Source organism: Bradyrhizobium sp. 164 (genome assembly GCF_023073715.1).
GTDB lineage: Bacteria > Pseudomonadota > Alphaproteobacteria > Rhizobiales > Xanthobacteraceae > Bradyrhizobium.
Genome location: NZ_JADPKA010000006.1, coordinates 194,385 through 211,142 on the forward strand (window position 1 = coordinate 194,385; position 16,758 = coordinate 211,142).

Here is a 16,758-nt window from a genome sequence, read left to right on the forward strand (position 1 = left end):
CTGGACGCCATGACTGCTGCTGTCGAGATCTACACCCGGCCAGGCTGCGGCTATTGTTCCGCGGCAAGGTCGCTGTTGACCCGCAAAAAGGCGATCTTCACGGAATTCGATGTCGCCAAGAACCCGTCCTGGCGCCAGGACATGTACGACCGCGCCGGCGAAGGCTCGACGTTCCCGCAGATATGGATCGGTGGAACCCATGTCGGCGGTTGCGACGAGCTCTACGCGCTCGATCGTGAAGGCAAGCTCGACCGCATGCTCGACAGCGTCAAGGCCGTCTCATGAGCGAGGATCGGACCTTCACCGCCGCCATGGTGCAGATGCGCACCGGCCTCTTGCCCGAACCGAGCCTCGCGCAGGCTACCAAGCTGATCCGGCAGGCTGCGGCAAACGGCGCCGACTACGTGCAGACGCCCGAAGTCAGCAACATGATGCAGCTGAACCGTAAGGCATTGTTCGAGCATCTTCAGAGCGAAGAGGACGACGCCTCTCTGAAGGCGTATCGGGCGCTCGCAGCGGAACTCGGGATCCACATCCATGTCGGCTCGCTGGCGCTGCGTTTCTCGCCGGAGAAAGCGGTCAACCGCTCCTTTCTGATCGGGCCCGAGGGCAACGTGCTCGCGAGCTACGACAAGATCCACATGTTCGACATCGAGCTGCCGGACGGCGAGAGCTATCGCGAATCCGCCAATTACCAGCCGGGCGAGACGGCGGTAATTTCCGACCTCCCCTGGGGCCGCGTCGGTCTGACGATCTGCTACGATGTCCGTTTCCCTGCGCTCTACCGCGCGCTGGCCGAGAGCGGCGCATCCTTCATCACTGTGCCCTCGGCCTTCACCCGCAAGACCGGGGAAGCGCATTGGCACGTGCTGCTGCGTTCGCGCGCGATCGAGACCGGCTGCTTCATCTTCGCCGCGGCGCAAGCCGGCCTACACGAGAACAAGCGCGAGACCTACGGCCACTCCCTTATCATCGACCCCTGGGGCGAGATCCTCGCCGAGGGTGGCGTCGAGCCCGGCGTCATCATGGCCAAGATCGACCCGGCCAAGGTCGAGACGGCGCGCCGGGCGATCCCCTCGCTCCAGCACGGCCGCCGCTTCGGCGTCTCCGATGCCAAGGCCGGGCCGGACCATCTGCATCTCGTGCGGGGATCGGCATGATCCGCTACGCACTGCACTGCGACCGGAACCATGCCTTCGAAAGCTGGTTTCAAAGCTCGTCGGCCTATGATTCCCAGGTGAAGCGCAAGCTCGTGACTTGTCCGATCTGCGGCTCGGCCAGGGTCGACAAGGCGATCATGGCCCCGCGCATCGTCGGCAAGAAGGGCCGCGGGCGCGCTACGCCGCCGCCGGAGCCCACGGCGTCCACTACGCCTGCACCCGAGGCTGCGCCGTCAGGACCGACCTCGCTGCTGATGGCGCAGGAGCGCGAGCTGCGCGCCAAGCTGAAGGAATTGCGCGACCACATCGTCAAGAACGCCGACAATGTCGGCGAGCGCTTTGCCAACGAAGCCCGCGCCATGCACTACGGCGACAAGGAGCATCGTCCGATCTATGGCGAGGCCTCGCCCGACGAAGCCAAGTCACTGATCGACGAAGGCATCGAGGTGTCGCCGTTACCGGTGCTGCCGGAAGATCGGAATTAAGTCCCTACCAGAACAGCGACCCCGATCACGATCAACGCGATGCCTGCAAGCTCGCGCGGCGCGATCGGCTGCTTGAACGAGTAATACGCCACGCCTTGCGCGAACAGCACCTCGATCAAAGCGAGCGTGCGGACATTGGCGGCCGCGGTCAGCGCGAACGCCAGGAACCAGAATTGCGATGCGAAGGCACCCGTGAAGCCTGCAAGCATCGATGGCCGCCATAGTCCCAGGATGCCCCGCAATACCTTCGGCGCGCGCCAGAGCAGATAGATCGTCAGCACCAGCGTCTGCACGAACAGGCCGAGCACTAGCGTGAAGGACGACGCCGTCACGAACGACACGTTCGGCACCGTGATGATCGCGCCGCGAAAGCCGACTGCGGAGAGTGCGAAGGCCGCCGCGGCGACGAGGCCGGTGATGGTCGGCTTCAATTCGGCAAAGCTCTTCTCGCCGCCTGGCCGGAGCGCGGTGATGACGACCCCGGCGGTCGCGATCACGATCGCGAGCACCTTCAGCGAGGTCAGGTGATCGCCGAGGAAGACGAAGCCGAAGATCGCGGTCTGGATCGCTTCGGTCTTGAGGTAGGCCGTCGTCACCACGAAGGAGCGGTCATTCATGGCGAGCAGCATCAGCCCGGTGGCGACGATCTGGCTGAGTGCGCCGAGCAAGAGCCACGGCCAGAACGCGATCGGCGGCATGCTGAGATGATCGCCAGAGAGGACCAGCACCGCCGCGAGAAACAGCAGCGAGAACGGGAAGCCGAACAGGAAGCGGATGTTGGTCGCGCCCCAGGTCCCCAGCGGCTTCGTCAGCGACCGCTGCATCGCATTGCGCGCGACCTGCCCGAGCGCGGCAACGACGGTAAAGGGAATCCAGAGGCTGGCGATCGTGAACATGGGATGGGTTGGCGGGCTATATGACGGCTCGTGCAAACTGCCGGCGACGCGACAACAGGTCAATCATGCCTGCGTCATAGGAGCGATGCTCTCGCCACACCCTCAGGTCATCCTGGACAAGCGTAGCACAGATCCAGGACCCATGACCCAGGGAGTGGCTTTCCGAAGACTCGTAGTTGCCACCTCGCGCCACAACTTCTCCCTGGGATAATGGGTCCTTGGCGGCCTACGCCAGGACGACACCAAATGAGTGGGATGCAGCGCGGCCTTACACCATCCCTTCCGCCACGACCATGTAGTTCACGTCCAAGTCGGAGGAGAGGGTCCATTTGTCGGCAAAGGGGCTGTAGACCACGCCGGTCTGCTCGGTGATGACGAGGCGGTTGTCGAGCAGGTATTTTGCGAGCTCGTCGGGGGTGACGAACTTGCTCCACTCGTGGGTACCGCGCGGCAGCCAGCGCAGGACGTATTCGGCGCCGACGATCGCGAGCGCAAAGCTCTTCCAGTTCCGGTTCAGCGTCGAGACCACCATCAGGCCGTTCGGCTTCAGCATCGATGCGCAGCGCTTCAGGAAAACGCCGACGTCGGTGACGTGCTCGACCACCTCCATCGCCAGCACGATGTCGAAGCGCTCGCGCGGATCAATCTCCTCCACGGTGGTGCAGCGGTAGTCGATCGCGAGATGGCTTTTGTCGGCATGCAGCTTCGCGGCGGCGATGTTGCTCGCCGAAGGGTCGATGCCGATGACCTGCGCCCCCAGGCGCGACAGCGGCTCGCAGAGCAGGCCAGCGCCGCAGCCGATGTCGAGCACGCGCAGGCCGCCGAGGCAATTGAGACTGCGCACATTGCGCTCGAACTTGCGGCAAGCGGCATCGCGGATGTAGCCGAGCCGCAGCGGATTGATCCGGTGCAGCGGCGCCATCTTGCCCTTGGGATCCCACCACTCCGCCGAGAGTTTTGAGAATTTCGCGATCTCGGCGGCGTCGACGGTCGAACCCGGCGGGGTGGCTGCGGAAGTATTTTGCTGCATGCTCATGGTTACGCGCGGTCCTACCGCGTGGTGATCGAACTACGGAAGGCGAGCGGCGAGGCGATGGTCTTGATCGTCTCGATTCCCTCGCCGACGCCGCGAATCGTCACGTCGCCATAGTTGAGAATCCGTCCAAGAATCGTCTGGTCGACGTCGACGCTCTCGACCTTGTCCAGCGCCATCTCGAAGGTACGGCGCTTGATGAACCCGGTCTTGTGCACGACCCGGAGATTGGTGACGTCGGTCTCGGTGGTGAAGCGATGGAACCAACCCTTGATGGTCCAATACAAGGCCGCCAGGCCGACGAGACCCGCGGCTCCCAGGCAAAGCAAGACGAGCCAGTCAACCGTGACCTGCCGCGACAGGATCAGCAGCGCCAGCGCCACGATCCAGGCCACGATGGCCGGAAAATAGAAGATCCAATGCGCATTGGTCGAATACAGCACCCGCTCGCCCGGTTGCAGGATCTCGTCGATATAACGCGCCATGATCTGTGTTAACCCACTAGCCCCGCACCTGCCCCCCGCAGGAACCCGCTTGCCCCCGGCCCCGCCGCTCTGTATACGCGCGGTCGGTATCCGCGAGGCACCCGTCCGGTGCGGTCACCATACTGATCCTTATGAGGGAATGCACGCGTCGTCATGAGCCGCCTCGTGATGAAATTCGGCGGCACATCCGTCGCCAACATCGAACGTATCCGCAACGTCGCGCGCCATGTGAAGCGCGAGGTCGACGCCGGCCATGAAGTGGCCGTTGTCGTCTCGGCGATGTCTGGCAAGACCAACGAGCTGGTGGCCTGGTGCACCGAGGCCTCGCCCATGCACGATGCGCGCGAGTACGACGCCGTCGTGGCCTCTGGCGAACAGGTGACGTCCGGCCTGCTTGCCATCGTGCTGCAGGGCATGGGCATCCAGGCCCGCTCCTGGCAGGGCTGGCAGATACCGATCAAGACGAGCGACGCCCATGCCTCGGCTCGAATCGAGGACATCGACGGCAGCGAGATCATCAAGCGCTTTAGGGAGCGCAAGGAGGTCGCGGTGATCGCCGGCTTCCAGGGCATCAACCCCGAGACTGGTCGCATCACCACGCTCGGCCGTGGCGGCTCCGACACCTCGGCCGTGGCGGTCGCCGCCGCCGTCAAGGCGGACCGTTGCGATATCTACACCGATGTCGACGGCGTCTACACGACCGATCCACGAATCGTGCCGAAGGCCAAGAGGCTCGACAAGATCGCATTCGAAGACATGCTGGAACTGGCCTCCCAGGGCGCCAAAGTGCTCCAGGTCCGCTCGGTGGAACTCGGCATGGTTCACAACATGCCGATTTTCGTCCGCTCAAGTTTCGATAAGCCCGAGGACATCGACCCGCATGCCAACCAGCCGCCCGGCACGCTGATCTGCAGCGAGGAGGAGATCATGGAAAGCCACGTCGTCACCGGTATCGCCTTCTCCAAGGACGAGGCCCAGATCTCGGTGCGCCAGATCGAGGACAAGCCGGGCGTCGCGGCCTCGATCTTCGGCCCGCTGGCGGACGCCAACATCAACGTCGACATGATCGTTCAGAACGTTTCTGAAGACGGCAAGACCACCGACCTCACCTTCACGGTGCCGGCCGCCGACTACACCCGCGCCAAGGACACAATTACCGCCGCCAAGGCCAAGATCGGCTATGCCCGGCTCGATACTGCCACCGACGTCGCCAAGATCTCGGTGATCGGCAGCGGAATGCGCAGCCATGCCGGCGTTGCCGCCCAGGCGTTCTCGGCCCTCGCCAGACGGAATATCAATATCCGGGCCATTACAACCTCCGAGATCAAATTCTCGGTTTTGATCGATGCGGCCTATACCGAGCTTGCGGTGCGCACCCTGCACACGCTCTACGGCCTCGATCAGACTTAGACGAATTTTCTCTTAGCGGTCGCAGCAAACGCGAAGGCGTCCACACATTCGCGTTTGGCAGGCGTTTTGCTTGGCAAAACAAGCCCCAATTCGCTATACGGCGAACAGGGTTGGCTGCCGAAAACTGTGCCCCAGTTGAAGCGGTGTCGATTCGGCAAAAGCGTCAAGGCTCACTAGATTGAGCTTGGGCCGGCGCCGGACGAGCAGGCTTTGTTGCTTTTCTGGATTTCTGGGCCAGCCGCCGACGGCCCTTTCGGGCTCGGCAGACGGAGGAGATTGACGGTTCATGCGGAGCGCGTCGGGAGGTCCCCGCGTCTTATTGAGACGGCTCCGCGAAACCATGGCGGAGCAGGTTTCGGCCCAGGAGCGGCTGGACAAGATCGTGGTGCTGATCGCCGCCAATATGGTGGCCGAGGTCTGCTCGGTCTATGTGCTGCGCGTCGACAACACGCTCGAGCTCTACGCCACCGAAGGTCTCAACCGCGAGGCGGTGCATCACACGGTGCTCAGCGCCCATGAGGGCCTGGTCGGACTCGTCGCCAGCGAGGCGACGCCGCTCAATCTAAGCGATGCGCAGAGCCACCCGGCCTTCTCGTTCCGCCCCGAGACAGGCGAAGAAATCTACCACTCCTTCCTCGGCGTCCCGATCCTGCGGGCCGGCAACACGCTCGGCGTGCTGGTGGTGCAGAACCGTGCCAAGCGCAACTATGTCGAGGAGGAGCTCGAGGCGCTCCAGACCACCGCCATGGTGCTGGCGGAGCTGATTGCCTCCGGCGAACTATCCGCGCTGGCCCAGCCGGGCCAGGAGCCTGCCGCGCGCCATTCCGCGCAGAAGGTCGGCGCCATCCTGTCGGAAGGCATCGCGCTCGGCCATGTCGTGCTGCACGAGCCGCGCGTGGTCATCAAGGACTACATCGCCGAGGACCTGCCGAAGGAAATCAAGCGGCTCGACACCGCGCTCGCCAAGCTGCGCGCCGATCTCGACCGCATGCTTGAGCGCGGCGACGTCGCGGAGGGCGGCGAGCACCGCGAGGTGCTGGAAGCCTATCGCATGTTCGCCAACGACCAGGGCTGGTCGCACAAGCTGCATGAGGCGGTCGCCACCGGCCTCACCGCGGAGGCCGCCGTCGAGCGCGTCCAGTCCGACACCCGCGCGCGCATGCTGCGCTCGACCGATCCATATCTGCGCGACCGCCTGCACGACCTGGAAGATCTCGGCTACCGCCTGATGCGGCAGCTGGTCGGCCAGGACCACGCGCCCTCACGCGAGCAATTGCCCGACAACGCCATCGTCATCGCGCGTGCGATGGGCCCGGCGGCGCTGCTCGACTACGACCGCAAGCGCCTGCGCGGCATCGTGCTGGAGGAAGGCACCGCCAATTCCCACGTCTCGATCGTGGCGCGCGCGCTCGGAATTCCTGCGGTCGGCGAAGTCCCGAACGCGCCGGGTATCGCCGATCCCGGCGACGCCATCATCGTCGACGGCACGTCGGGCTCGATCTACGTGCGCCCCTCGCAGGAAATCGAGGCCGCCTTCGCCGAGCGCGTGCGCTTCCGCGCCCGCCGCCAGGCGCAGTACCTCGCACTGCGCGACCGGCCTTGCGTGACCAAGGATGGCGAGAAGGTCGAGCTCATGATCAACGCAGGTCTCGCCATCGACCTGCCCCATATCGAGGACACCGGCAGCGCCGGCATCGGCCTGTTCCGCACCGAATTGCAATTCATGGTCGGCCAGAGCCTGCCGCGCACCAGTGACCAGCTCGCGCTCTATCGCACCGTGCTGGATGCGGCCGGCAGCAAGCCCGTCACCTTCCGCACCCTCGACATCGGCGGCGACAAGGCGCTGCCCTACATGGAAGCGGTGGTCGAGGAGAATCCCGCGCTCGGCTGGCGCGCGATCCGGCTCGGGCTCGATCGTCCCGGCCTGTTGCGCGGCCAAATCCGCGCGCTCCTGCGCGCCGGCGGCGGCCGCGCACTGCGCATCATGTTCCCGATGATCTCGGAAGTCGCCGAATTCGATGCGGCCAAGGCGCTAGTCGAGCGCGAACTCACATATTTGCGCCAGCACGGCCACACGCTGCCGGAGCGGATCGACATCGGCACCATGGTCGAGGTGCCCGCCCTGCTCTACCAGCTCGACGAGCTCCTAAGGAAGGTCGACTTCATCTCGGTCGGCTCGAACGATCTGTTCCAGTTTCTGTTCGCCGTCGATCGCGGCAACCCAAAAGTGTCCGAGCGCTTCGACACCATGTCGGCGCCGATCTTGCGCGCGCTGCGCGACATCGCACGCAAGTCCCATGCGGCCAAGAAGTCGCTTTCGCTCTGCGGCGAAATGGCCTCGAAGCCGGTCGGCGCGCTGGCGCTGATCGCACTGGGCTATCGCTCGCTCTCGCTCTCGGCGACCGCCCTCGGCCCAGTCAAGGCCATGGTGCTCGACCTCGACGCCAGGAAGGCCGAAGCCATGCTCGGCCCGTTGCTGGACGCGCCCGCGGGCAGCGTCTCGATCCGGCAGAAGCTGACGGAATTTGCCGAGGCCGAAGGCCTGGCGTTGTAGCGGGCCTGGCGCCGCTTCCGCTCACCTCGCCTCCGCCCGCCCATTTGAGACTGAACCCGATGTCGTCACTCCCCGAAGCCAAACTCGACGTCCTGCTCGCACATCACGCCTCGCTCGAGGCCGAATCGCTCGGCCAGCTCGCCTCCGACCGTTATGTGCAGATCACCCGCGAGCTCGCCGAGATCACGCCGCTGATCGAGGCGGTGAAGACCTATCGTTCCGCGGTCAAGGAGCTCGCCGACACCGAGGCCCTGATCGCCGATCCCGCGACAGATGCCGAGATGCGCAGCATGGCGGAAGCCGAACGCGACGAGCTGATGGCCAGGATCGAGGACCTGGTCCAGAAGATCCGCGTCGCGCTACTGCCCAAAGACGCCATGGACGACCGCAACGTCGTGCTGGAAATCCGCGCCGGCACCGGCGGCGACGAGGCTTCGCTGTTCGCCGGCGATCTGTTCCGGATGTACGAGCGCTTCGCCAGCCTGCAGGGCTGGAAGGTCGAGGTGATCTCGGCCAGCGAAGGCACCGTTGGCGGCTACAAGGAGATCATCGCGGAGGTGCAGGGCCGCGGCGCGTTCTCCAAGCTGAAATTCGAATCCGGCGTGCACCGGGTGCAGCGCGTGCCCGATACCGAGACGCAAGGACGTATTCACACCTCGGCGGCGACGGTCGCGGTGCTGCCGGAGGTCGAGGACGTCGACGTCGACATCAAGAACGACGATCTGCGCATCGAGACCATGCGTGCGCAGGGCGCCGGCGGCCAGCACGTCAACAAGACCGAATCGGCGATCCGCATCACCCACATCCCGACCGGCATCGTGGTGATGATGCAGGACAGCCGCTCGCAGCACAAGAACCGCGCCTCCGCCATGAACATCCTGCGCTCGCGCATCTACGACGCCGAGCGCCAGCGCGTCGACGCCGCGCGGTCGGCCGAGCGCAAGGAGAAGGTCGGCTCCGGCGACCGCAGCGAGCGCATCCGCACCTATAACTTCCCGCAGGGGCGCGTGACCGACCATCGCATCAATCTGACGCTCTACAAGCTGCCACAGGTGATCGCGGGGGAAGCACTCGGCGAGCTGATTGACGCTCTGACCACTGAGCACCAGGCCGCACAGCTCGCCGCGCAAGGCGCGGCGGCCTGACGCGTGAGCAATCCCTTCACCGGACAATCGATCGAGAGTGCACGGCGCACGCTGGCCACACAATTGAGATCGGCGCAGCGCGACGAAGCCGATCTCGATGCCCGCATCCTGCTCGGTGCGGTGCTCGGCCTCGACCTCACCGGCCTGATCGCGCAGGCCACCCGCTCGCTCACGGATGCCGAGGCGTCGCGGCTCGCGCAGCACGCACAGCGTCGCATCGCCGGCGAGCCGGTGGCGCGCATCCTCGGGACCCGCGAATTCTGGGGACTGCCATTTCGCCTGTCCGAAGCAACCCTGGTCCCGCGTACCGATACCGAGACCGTGGTCGAGCTTGCACTCGAAATCCTTCGCGAGCAGAAGGCAGCTTATCCACCTCGCATCGCCGACATCGGCACCGGATCCGGCGCGATCCTGCTGGCGCTGCTGCATGAGATCCCTGACGCTTTCGGCGTCGCCACCGATCTCAGCCTGACCGCGCTCACAACCGCCAGGGACAATGCCACAACGCTCGGCCTTGCCGACCGCGCCGCCTTCATCGCCTGCTCCTATGCCGCCGCGCTCTCGGGTCCCTTCGATCTCATCGTGTCGAATCCACCCTATATTCCATCCGCCGAAATCCCTAAATTGAGCATCGAGGTGCGCGAGCACGATCCACATCTGGCGCTCGACGGCGGCAATGACGGATACGACGCCTATCGCGCCCTGATCCCGCAGGCGAGCGAACGTCTTGCCCCCGGCGGCGCGCTGATCGTGGAGGCCGGACAGGGCCAGGCCGGAAATATTGAAACCTTGATGCTGGCTGCGGCGTTAGTGGTGGACAGGCCCCCCAAGGCCGATCTGGCGGGTATTCCGCGGGCCGTTTCGGCCCGAAAAATGCCCCCATAAAAGCCGGAATGGCCTGTAAAAACCTCTTGGAATATCCCGTGGGAACGACTACGTTCCGGTCAACACATCGGTGCCGGCCCCGTAGACCTACGGGCGAAAGCCGGGCTCTCGGGCGAGAGCTTTACTGATATAGGTTCCAAGCCGCAGGTCCTGTTGAGCGCGATGGCCAGTGGAGCTGCGCTGCTCTCCGACCGCAACGTGAACGAAAGCCTGAATTTGCGCTTGAAGACTTACGCAAGAAAGCTGGGCTTGTTTCGGCAGGCGATATGAATGGGTTCGCTGGCAATGAATGCTGGCGGGTGGGGAACGCGTCTTTGTTGAACGCGACGGTCGACGAACATCGGCAGGGTTCAGGCCCCTCTTGCGCGCGGTTCGTGTGAGAGTCGTGAACCGCTGTCACCAGGTCACTCCTAGCAATCAGTAACGCGTGCAACCTTTAGGGCTGGAATTAAAGGCAGGACATGAGAAACGGTCAGAACAAGCAGCGGATGCGCAACCGCAACAACAATAACAACAACAACCGCCGCGGCCAGAACCCGATGACCCGGGTCTACGAGTCCAACGGGCCCGACATCAAGATCCGCGGCACGGCTTCGCACATCGCTGAAAAGTATCTTCAGCTCGCGCGCGATGCGCGCTCCTCCGGCGACCCCGTTGCAGCCGAGAACTACTACCAGCATGCCGAGCATTATTTCCGCCTGATCGCCGCCGCCCAGGAGCAGTTCCGCCAGAACCAGCAGCAGCCGCGCGGTGACGAGCCGACCGCCAGCAACGACGATGGCGAGGACGATGGCGAGAATTTCTCGGCCTTCGGCCAGGAGCCGGGCTTCGTCCCGCAGCCGCCGCAGCAGCCTTTCATGCGCGACCGCGACGGCCAGCGTGATCAGCAGCGCGAGAACCAGCAGCCATATCACCGCGACCAGCAGCAGCCGCGCGAGCACCGCGAACGCGACCATCGTCCGCAACCGCAATACCAGCCGCCGCAACCGCCGAACCAGCCGCAGCCCGTCATTGCCGATGCCGGCAACGTCGATCGCCTGCCCTCCTTCATCACCGGCGCGCAGCCGCAAGTGAATGTCGGCGCGAATGGCGGCCAGGGCGGTTTCGAGGGCGGTGGCGGCAGCGAGCGTTATCCGCGGCGGCGGCGCCGGCCGCATGGCCCCCGTCCCGAGCGCGAAGCCGCGCCGGCGGCATCCAACGACGATCTCGCGCCCGGCGAATGAGCTGGTTGGTTTCGTAAACTGAGTCGTCCCGGCTCCGCCGGGACGATTTGTTTTCAGCTCCGGGTTACCGTCGTCGAGGACGGCACCAAGACGGGCTTCGCCAACGAGGGAATCAGCCGTGTCCGCTCGCGCTTGGCGGGAAGCGCGCGGTAGACCTGCTTGGTGGCTTCGACGATGTGCACGCCGGCAAAGGGCAGTGACAGCGCCGCGCCGGCGCGCTCCCACATCTGCGCCGATTTCAAGACCCAGCCGCCGGCATAAGGCGGCATGAACAGCGCCTCGCCCCAGGCGGTCGGCGTGAACCAGGTCTGGCGCAGCAACTCGGTGATCTGTGAGCGCGAATAGGGCCGGCCATGGCCGAACGGCGTGCTGTCGGTGCGCGTCCACACCCCACGCCGATTCGGGATCACCGCAATGACGCGACCAGACGGCGCCAGCACGCGCCAGACTTCGCGCAGCAGCGCAGCCGGGTCGTCCGACATCTCCAGCGCGTGGACCAGGAGAATGCGGTCGACCGCGGCGTCAGGAAGCGGCAGCGAGAATTCATCGACCAGCGAGGCCAGCGCCGGCCGCCCCGTCGGCCATTTCAGGACCCCCTGGGCCGCCGGCATGAACGCGAGGCAGCGCTCCGCGTCCTCGCGGAACAGTCCGAGATAGGGCGTGGGATAGCCGATGCCGAGTACGCGCTGACCCGCCGCGCCCGGCCAGCGTTGCCTGATGCCGCGGTTGATCATTTGTCGCGCCACGATCCCGAGGCGGCGGGAATAGAACTCGCGGAGGTCGACGACGTCGATGGTCATGGCGGCAATGTAACATGCGCAAGGCCGCCGCCGCGCGCGGAATATTGCATTGCCTGCGCAACGTTAACGCCATATTTGTCTGGCGGGGCTGAGCGCGATGGAGATGTCATGGCCGCCGAAATTCGTACTTTCACCTGTTTAAGCGACAATTTCGGTTATCTGATCCACGATGTGGAAACCAAGGCGACCGCCTCGATTGACGCGCCGGAGGCAGGTCCCATCCTCAAGGCGCTGGAGCGCGAGGGCTGGCAACTCACCGACATCCTGATCACCCATCATCATGGCGATCATGTCGGCGGGGTCGCCGAACTCAAGCGGAAATTCAGTTGCCGCGTCGTCGCGCCGCACGACAAGACGACGAGAATTGCCGACGTCGATTTGCGTGTCGCCAATGCCGACGTGGTCAAGATCGGCAACCTGCTGGCGCGCGTCGTGGAGACGCCCGGCCACACGCTCGACCACATCTCCTACGTATTCGACAATGAGAAGACCGTGTTCGCCGCCGATACGCTGTTTTCGATCGGCTGCGGCCGCGTGTTCGAGGGCACCTATCCGATGATGTGGGACTCGCTGTTGAAGCTGCGGGCCCTGCCCGATGACTTCAAGCTCTATTGCGGCCACGAATACACGGCGTCCAACGTCAAGTTCGCGCTCACCATCGAGCCGGACAACGCGGCGCTCCAGGCGCGCGCAGCGGAAGTTGCGAGGCTGCGGGCCGAGAACAAGCCGACCATTCCCGCCCTGCTCGGCGACGAGAAGCGGGCCAACGTGTTCCTGCGCGCCGATGAGCCATCGGTCGCAGCCAGGCTGCACATGAAGGGTGCGGATGCCGCCGAGGTGTTCGGCGAGCTACGCGAGCGCAAGAACAAATCCTAAAGCACAAGTCCTGACGGGGATCGATGCCGACTGCAGCCGAGATCATCGCCCGCCTCGAACTTCGCCCCCATCCCGAAGGCGGGCACTACCGCGAGACGTTTCGCGACCAGACCACGGATAGCAACGGGCGCTCGCGTTCGACCTTGATCTATTTCCTGCTCGCGCGCGGCGAGCGCTCATACTGGCATCGCATCGATGCGGTCGAAGTTTGGCACTATTACGCCGGCAGCCCCTTGATGCTGCGCATCGCGCACGACGGCTGCTCGCAGCACGAGGTGCAGCTCGGCACGGATCTCGTGAGCGGCGAGCGGCCGCAGGCGATCGTGCCGGCGAATGCCTGGCAGATGGCGGAAACGACCGGCGAATGGACGCTGGTCGGCTGCACCGTCGCGCCCGCATTCGAGTTCGCGAATTTCGAGCTCGCGCCGCCGGGCTGGGAGCCGTAGGCCTCGTTCACCGCTTCCGCAGCACCATGTCCTTCGCCGCGATCAGGCCGCCACCGGCGATCAGGATGGCGGCGACGGCGATGTTGGTGCTGGCTTTCGCAAAGCCGGCAGCGATGAGGAAGCCGGTCGACAATAGCGGCGTCGCATAGGAGGCGGCGCCGAGCACGCGGATGTCGCCGCGCTTCATGCCGATGTCCCAGGCGTAGAAGGCAGCACCGACGGGACCGATGCCGAGCGCGGCCACGGAGAGCCATTGCAGCGCGGTCTCCGGCCAGACCGTGGTTTCGAGCAGAGCATGCATCAGCGCGGCAAGCGCGGCGGTGGCGAGGCAGAAGCCCGCGACCGCGTCGGTCGGAACCGCCTTGAGCCGGCGCGACAGCACCGAATAGCTCGTCCAGACGAAGGCGGCGATGAAGGCCGCGACCAGTCCCGGCACCGCGCCCGACGCGAAGCCCGAGGTGTTGCCGGCCAACAGCAGCACGGTGCCGACAAGTCCGAGCACGGCGCCGGCGATGTGATGCAGGGCGAGCCGCTCGCCCGGCAGGAAGGACGAGAACAACACGATCAGCAGCGGCCAGAGATAATTCAAGAGGCCGGCTTCTGCCGGCGGGGCGAAGCGCAGGGCAAGGAAATAGAGGGCGTGATAGCCGAACAGGCCACCGACGCCGACGACCCAGACGACGAGCGGCTGGCGCACGCTGCTTGCCGCCTCGCCGCGACCGATCCAGGTGAGCAGGCCGACGAGGCCGCCGATCGCGAAGGTCATTGCGGCGAGCTGGAACGCCGGGATCTTTCCAGTCGCCACCGTCATCACTGACAGTAGCGACCACATCAGGATTGCGGTCAATCCGATCAGCGTCGCGGTGCGGGGAGTCATCGATCAAAGGGCTCTGAGGACGTTTATGCCCGGCGCGGAGCCGGGCATTTGCGTCTTCACTATCGCCTCGTCGCGCCTGAAGCTACAGGCTTTTGGCCCAATAGCCTGCGGCCATATCAGGCCTGATACTGGCCGCCATTGATGGTCATGGTCGATCCGGTGATGAAGCCGGCCTCGTCCGCCGCCAGGAACACGACCGCCCGCGCGATCTCCTCGGGCTCGCCGAGCCGGTTGACGGGGATCTGCGGAATCACGCTCTTTTCCAAAACGTCCTTCGGCACCGCCTGCACCATTTCGGTATTGATGTAGCCGGGGCAGATCGCATTGACGGTGATGCCGCCCTTGGCGTTCTCGAGCGCGAGCGCCTTGGTGAAACCGATGTCGCCGGCTTTGGCCGCTGAATAGTTGACTTGCCCGAACTGCCCCTTCTGGCCGTTGATCGACGAGATCGAGATGATGCGGCCGAACTTGCGCGCACGCATGCCCTCGATCACCTGGCGCGTCATGTTGAACAGCGAGCCGAGATTGGTGTTGATGACAGCGTTCCACTGCTCGAGCGTCATCTTGTGGAACGCAGTGTCGCGGGTGATGCCCGCATTGTTGACCAGCACCTCGATCGGGCCGAGATCGGCCTCGACCTTCTTCACGCCCTCGGCGCAGGCGTCGAAACTGCTGACGTCCCATTTGTAGACCGCGATGCCGGTCTCGGCCTTGAACTTCTCCGCCGCAGCATCGTTGCCGGCATAGCTCGCCGCAACCTTGTAGCCCGCCGCCTTCAGCGCCTTGCTGATGGCAGCACCGATGCCCCGCGTACCACCCGTGACCAATGCAACACGTGCCATGTCGTATTCCTTCCCTTGGACTCTTCGGACGTTTCTGACGCGATCGTTTTTTAACTGCGGATTATGCGGGACGTTTGACGGACATCAAGAACAAAACGCCCGGCATCGAGCCGGGCGTTTCTCTTTAGTCGAGGCCTGCGCAATTGCGAAGAATATTTGATTTGCAACCGCCGCCTTTTTAATCGCGTGCAACGCACTCATTGACGTGTGCAGCGCACGCGCAAGTTAAGTACGTGTCAGGTCCTTCTCAGTCGCGTGCCAGACACATCGCGATGCCCATGCCGCCGCCGATGCACAGCGTGGCAAGGCCCTTCTTCGAATCGCGCTTCTGCATTTCATGCAGCAGCGTGACCAGCACGCGGGCGCCGGACGCGCCGACTGGATGACCGATGGCGATCGCGCCGCCATTGACGTTGACCTTCGAGGTATCCCAGCCGAGGTCCTTGTTGACGGCGCAGGCCTGTGCCGCGAAGGCTTCGTTGGCTTCGATCAGGTCGAGATCGCCGACACTCCAGCCGGCCTTCTTCAGCGCGGCGCGCGAGGCCGGGATCGGGCCCGAGCCCATGATCTTCGGATCGACGCCGGCCTGCGCCCAGGACACGATGCGGGCAAGCGGCTTCTTGCCTTCCTTGGCAGCCTGCTTTGCGCTCATGAGCACCACGGCGGCAGCGCCGTCATTGATGCCCGAAGCAGAGCCCGCAGTGACCGTGCCGTCCTTCTCGAAAGCCGGCTTGAGCTTGGCCATCGCGTCTAGCGTCGCGCCATGGCGCGGATATTCGTCGGCGCTGACGACGACGTCGCCCTTGCGGGTCTTGATGGTGACGGGAACGATCTCGTCGTTGAACTTGCCGGCCTTCTGCGCGGCCTCGGCCTTCTGCTGCGAGGCGACCGCGAACTCGTCCTGTTGGGCGCGCGTGATCTGCCATTGCCGCGCGACGTTTTCGGCGGTGTTGCCCATGTGATAGCCGTTGAAGGCATCCCACAGGCCGTCCTTGATCATGGTGTCGACCAATTCGAGACCGCCCATCTTGACGCCGCCGCGCAGGTGCTGGGCGTGCGGGGCCATGCTCATGGACTCCTGTCCGCCAGCGACCACGATCTCGGAATCGCCGTTGAGCAGCGCCTGGTAGCCGAGGGCGACCGTGCGCAGGCCGGAGCCGCAGAGCTGGTTGACGCCCCAGGCCGGGCTCTCCACGGGAATGCCGGCGGCGATCGAGGCTTGACGGGCTGGGTTCTGGCCCTGAGCTGCGGTCAGGATCTGACCCATGATGACTTCCGAAACCCGACCGGGCTCGATGCCGGCGCGCTCCAGTGCAGCCTTGATGGCGATGGCGCCGAGATCATGGGCGGGAAGGGTCGCGAACGCTCCGTTGAAGCTTCCGACCGGGGTGCGGGCGGCGCTGACGATGACGACATCGTCTGACATGGGCATCTCCTGAGGTTGAATGGGGGCAGGCGGGGCTGGGGAAAACGGCTCGCCAGTCTCGATCGGCATCCTGTTAACGTCATTGCGGCATGTCAATCGGCCGGCGACCGAATTCATGCCGCAGCGCATTCAAAATAGCGTTCTTGGCGCTTTCGCAAGCACGATTTTGCTGTCCGATTAACCGTGCCGCACAAAACGGTAGCGTGACCCCTTTG

17 protein-coding genes are annotated in these 16,758 nt (G+C 64.7%); 10 read left to right on the forward strand and 7 right to left on the reverse strand.

Features of this window, described 5'->3' with window-relative positions:
• Positions 1-9: 9 nt before the first annotated feature.
• Genes grxC through IVB01_RS02650 form a run of 3 tightly spaced genes read left to right on the forward strand, consistent with a single transcriptional unit; the run spans position 10 to position 1,645 of the window.
• Complete coding sequence (gene grxC, locus IVB01_RS02640; RefSeq protein ID WP_247276437.1) at positions 10-285, forward strand: glutaredoxin 3; 276 nt, start codon at positions 10-12, stop codon at positions 283-285.
• Complete coding sequence (locus tag IVB01_RS02645) at positions 282-1,160, forward strand: carbon-nitrogen hydrolase family protein (protein ID WP_247450043.1); 879 nt, start codon at positions 282-284, stop codon at positions 1,158-1,160. Before grxC ends, IVB01_RS02645 begins: the two co-directional genes overlap by 4 nt.
• A complete protein-coding gene (locus tag IVB01_RS02650; protein ID WP_247276274.1) occupies positions 1,157-1,645 on the forward strand; it encodes a DUF1178 family protein in 489 nt (162 codons plus the stop codon). Before IVB01_RS02645 ends, IVB01_RS02650 begins: the two co-directional genes overlap by 4 nt.
• Here the strand turns inward: IVB01_RS02650 and IVB01_RS02655 are convergent.
• From IVB01_RS02655 to IVB01_RS02665, 3 genes are all read right to left on the reverse strand, one after another.
• A complete protein-coding gene (locus tag IVB01_RS02655; protein WP_247276273.1) occupies positions 1,642-2,541 on the reverse strand; it encodes an EamA family transporter in 900 nt (299 codons plus the stop codon). The genes IVB01_RS02650 and IVB01_RS02655 overlap by 4 nt on opposite strands.
• A gap of 268 nt (positions 2,542-2,809) precedes the next feature.
• Entirely contained in the window at positions 2,810-3,577 is a 768-nt protein-coding gene (gene ubiG / locus IVB01_RS02660; protein WP_247450045.1) for a bifunctional 2-polyprenyl-6-hydroxyphenol methylase/3-demethylubiquinol 3-O-methyltransferase UbiG, read from the reverse strand.
• 14 nt (positions 3,578-3,591) lie between these two features.
• Positions 3,592-4,059 carry a PH domain-containing protein gene (locus IVB01_RS02665; protein WP_247276271.1) on the reverse strand — a complete coding sequence of 156 codons (468 nt, stop codon included), beginning with the start codon at positions 4,057-4,059 and terminating at the stop codon, positions 3,592-3,594.
• Between the two features lie 153 nt (positions 4,060-4,212).
• Between IVB01_RS02665 and IVB01_RS02670 the strand changes: the two genes are divergently transcribed.
• From IVB01_RS02670 to IVB01_RS02690, 5 genes are all read left to right on the forward strand, one after another.
• On the forward strand, positions 4,213-5,469 hold the full coding sequence (locus IVB01_RS02670) for an aspartate kinase (RefSeq protein ID WP_247276270.1): 1,257 nt from the start codon (positions 4,213-4,215) through the stop codon (positions 5,467-5,469).
• A 286-nt stretch (positions 5,470-5,755) separates the two neighbouring features.
• A complete protein-coding gene (gene ptsP / locus IVB01_RS02675) occupies positions 5,756-8,023 on the forward strand; it encodes a phosphoenolpyruvate--protein phosphotransferase (RefSeq protein ID WP_247276269.1) in 2,268 nt (755 codons plus the stop codon).
• 59 nt (positions 8,024-8,082) lie between these two features.
• Positions 8,083-9,168, forward strand: coding sequence for a peptide chain release factor 1 (prfA, locus tag IVB01_RS02680; protein WP_247276268.1), 1,086 nt, complete (start codon positions 8,083-8,085; stop codon positions 9,166-9,168).
• 3 nt (positions 9,169-9,171) lie between these two features.
• Complete coding sequence (gene prmC, locus IVB01_RS02685; RefSeq protein ID WP_247276267.1) at positions 9,172-10,053, forward strand: peptide chain release factor N(5)-glutamine methyltransferase; 882 nt, start codon at positions 9,172-9,174, stop codon at positions 10,051-10,053.
• Positions 10,054-10,514: 461 nt separating this feature from the next.
• On the forward strand, positions 10,515-11,276 hold the full coding sequence (locus IVB01_RS02690; protein ID WP_247276266.1) for a DUF4167 domain-containing protein: 762 nt from the start codon (positions 10,515-10,517) through the stop codon (positions 11,274-11,276).
• Between the two features lie 53 nt (positions 11,277-11,329).
• On the opposite strand, the gene IVB01_RS02695 is transcribed toward IVB01_RS02690, so the two are convergent.
• On the reverse strand, positions 11,330-12,076 hold the full coding sequence (locus IVB01_RS02695; protein ID WP_247276265.1) for a methyltransferase domain-containing protein: 747 nt from the start codon (positions 12,074-12,076) through the stop codon (positions 11,330-11,332).
• Positions 12,077-12,184: 108 nt separating this feature from the next.
• Between IVB01_RS02695 and gloB the strand changes: the two genes are divergently transcribed.
• The gene (gloB, locus tag IVB01_RS02700) at positions 12,185-12,952 is read left to right on the forward strand and encodes a hydroxyacylglutathione hydrolase (protein WP_247276264.1); all 768 of its coding nucleotides are present in this window, start codon (positions 12,185-12,187) and stop codon (positions 12,950-12,952) included.
• Between the two features lie 23 nt (positions 12,953-12,975).
• Complete coding sequence (locus IVB01_RS02705) at positions 12,976-13,398, forward strand: cupin domain-containing protein (RefSeq protein WP_247417021.1); 423 nt, start codon at positions 12,976-12,978, stop codon at positions 13,396-13,398.
• A gap of 7 nt (positions 13,399-13,405) precedes the next feature.
• Here the strand turns inward: IVB01_RS02705 and IVB01_RS02710 are convergent, their stop codons facing one another.
• The 3 genes from IVB01_RS02710 to IVB01_RS02720 form a co-directional block, all read right to left on the reverse strand.
• Entirely contained in the window at positions 13,406-14,275 is an 870-nt protein-coding gene (locus tag IVB01_RS02710; RefSeq protein WP_247276262.1) for an EamA family transporter, read from the reverse strand.
• Between the two features lie 116 nt (positions 14,276-14,391).
• A complete protein-coding gene (gene phbB / locus IVB01_RS02715) occupies positions 14,392-15,117 on the reverse strand; it encodes an acetoacetyl-CoA reductase (protein WP_247276261.1) in 726 nt (241 codons plus the stop codon).
• Between the two features lie 247 nt (positions 15,118-15,364).
• Positions 15,365-16,543, reverse strand: coding sequence for an acetyl-CoA C-acetyltransferase (locus IVB01_RS02720; protein WP_247276260.1), 1,179 nt, complete (start codon positions 16,541-16,543; stop codon positions 15,365-15,367).
• Positions 16,544-16,758: the final 215 nt, after the last annotated feature.

Excerpts from the sequence above, each read along its gene's own strand:
- ubiG (WP_247450045.1), bottom strand. The coding sequence starts at position 3,577 with ATGAGCATGCAGCAAAATACTTCCGCAGCCACCCCGCCGGGTTCGACC.
- ptsP (WP_247276269.1), top strand. The coding sequence starts at position 5,756 with ATGCGGAGCGCGTCGGGAGGTCCCCGCGTCTTATTGAGACGGCTCCGC.
- phbB (WP_247276261.1), bottom strand. The coding sequence starts at position 15,117 with ATGGCACGTGTTGCATTGGTCACGGGTGGTACGCGGGGCATCGGTGCT.
- IVB01_RS02710 (WP_247276262.1), bottom strand. The coding sequence starts at position 14,275 with ATGACTCCCCGCACCGCGACGCTGATCGGATTGACCGCAATCCTGATG.
- IVB01_RS02705 (WP_247417021.1), top strand. The coding sequence starts at position 12,976 with ATGCCGACTGCAGCCGAGATCATCGCCCGCCTCGAACTTCGCCCCCAT.
- IVB01_RS02650 (WP_247276274.1), top strand. The coding sequence starts at position 1,157 with ATGATCCGCTACGCACTGCACTGCGACCGGAACCATGCCTTCGAAAGC.
- IVB01_RS02720 (WP_247276260.1), bottom strand. The coding sequence starts at position 16,543 with ATGTCAGACGATGTCGTCATCGTCAGCGCCGCCCGCACCCCGGTCGGA.
- IVB01_RS02670 (WP_247276270.1), top strand. The coding sequence starts at position 4,213 with ATGAGCCGCCTCGTGATGAAATTCGGCGGCACATCCGTCGCCAACATC.
- IVB01_RS02655 (WP_247276273.1), bottom strand. The coding sequence starts at position 2,541 with ATGTTCACGATCGCCAGCCTCTGGATTCCCTTTACCGTCGTTGCCGCG.
- IVB01_RS02695 (WP_247276265.1), bottom strand. The coding sequence starts at position 12,076 with ATGACCATCGACGTCGTCGACCTCCGCGAGTTCTATTCCCGCCGCCTC.
- grxC (WP_247276437.1), top strand. The coding sequence starts at position 10 with ATGACTGCTGCTGTCGAGATCTACACCCGGCCAGGCTGCGGCTATTGT.
- prfA (WP_247276268.1), top strand. The coding sequence starts at position 8,083 with ATGTCGTCACTCCCCGAAGCCAAACTCGACGTCCTGCTCGCACATCAC.
- IVB01_RS02665 (WP_247276271.1), bottom strand. The coding sequence starts at position 4,059 with ATGGCGCGTTATATCGACGAGATCCTGCAACCGGGCGAGCGGGTGCTG.
- IVB01_RS02690 (WP_247276266.1), top strand. The coding sequence starts at position 10,515 with ATGAGAAACGGTCAGAACAAGCAGCGGATGCGCAACCGCAACAACAAT.
- IVB01_RS02645 (WP_247450043.1), top strand. The coding sequence starts at position 282 with ATGAGCGAGGATCGGACCTTCACCGCCGCCATGGTGCAGATGCGCACC.
- gloB (WP_247276264.1), top strand. The coding sequence starts at position 12,185 with ATGGCCGCCGAAATTCGTACTTTCACCTGTTTAAGCGACAATTTCGGT.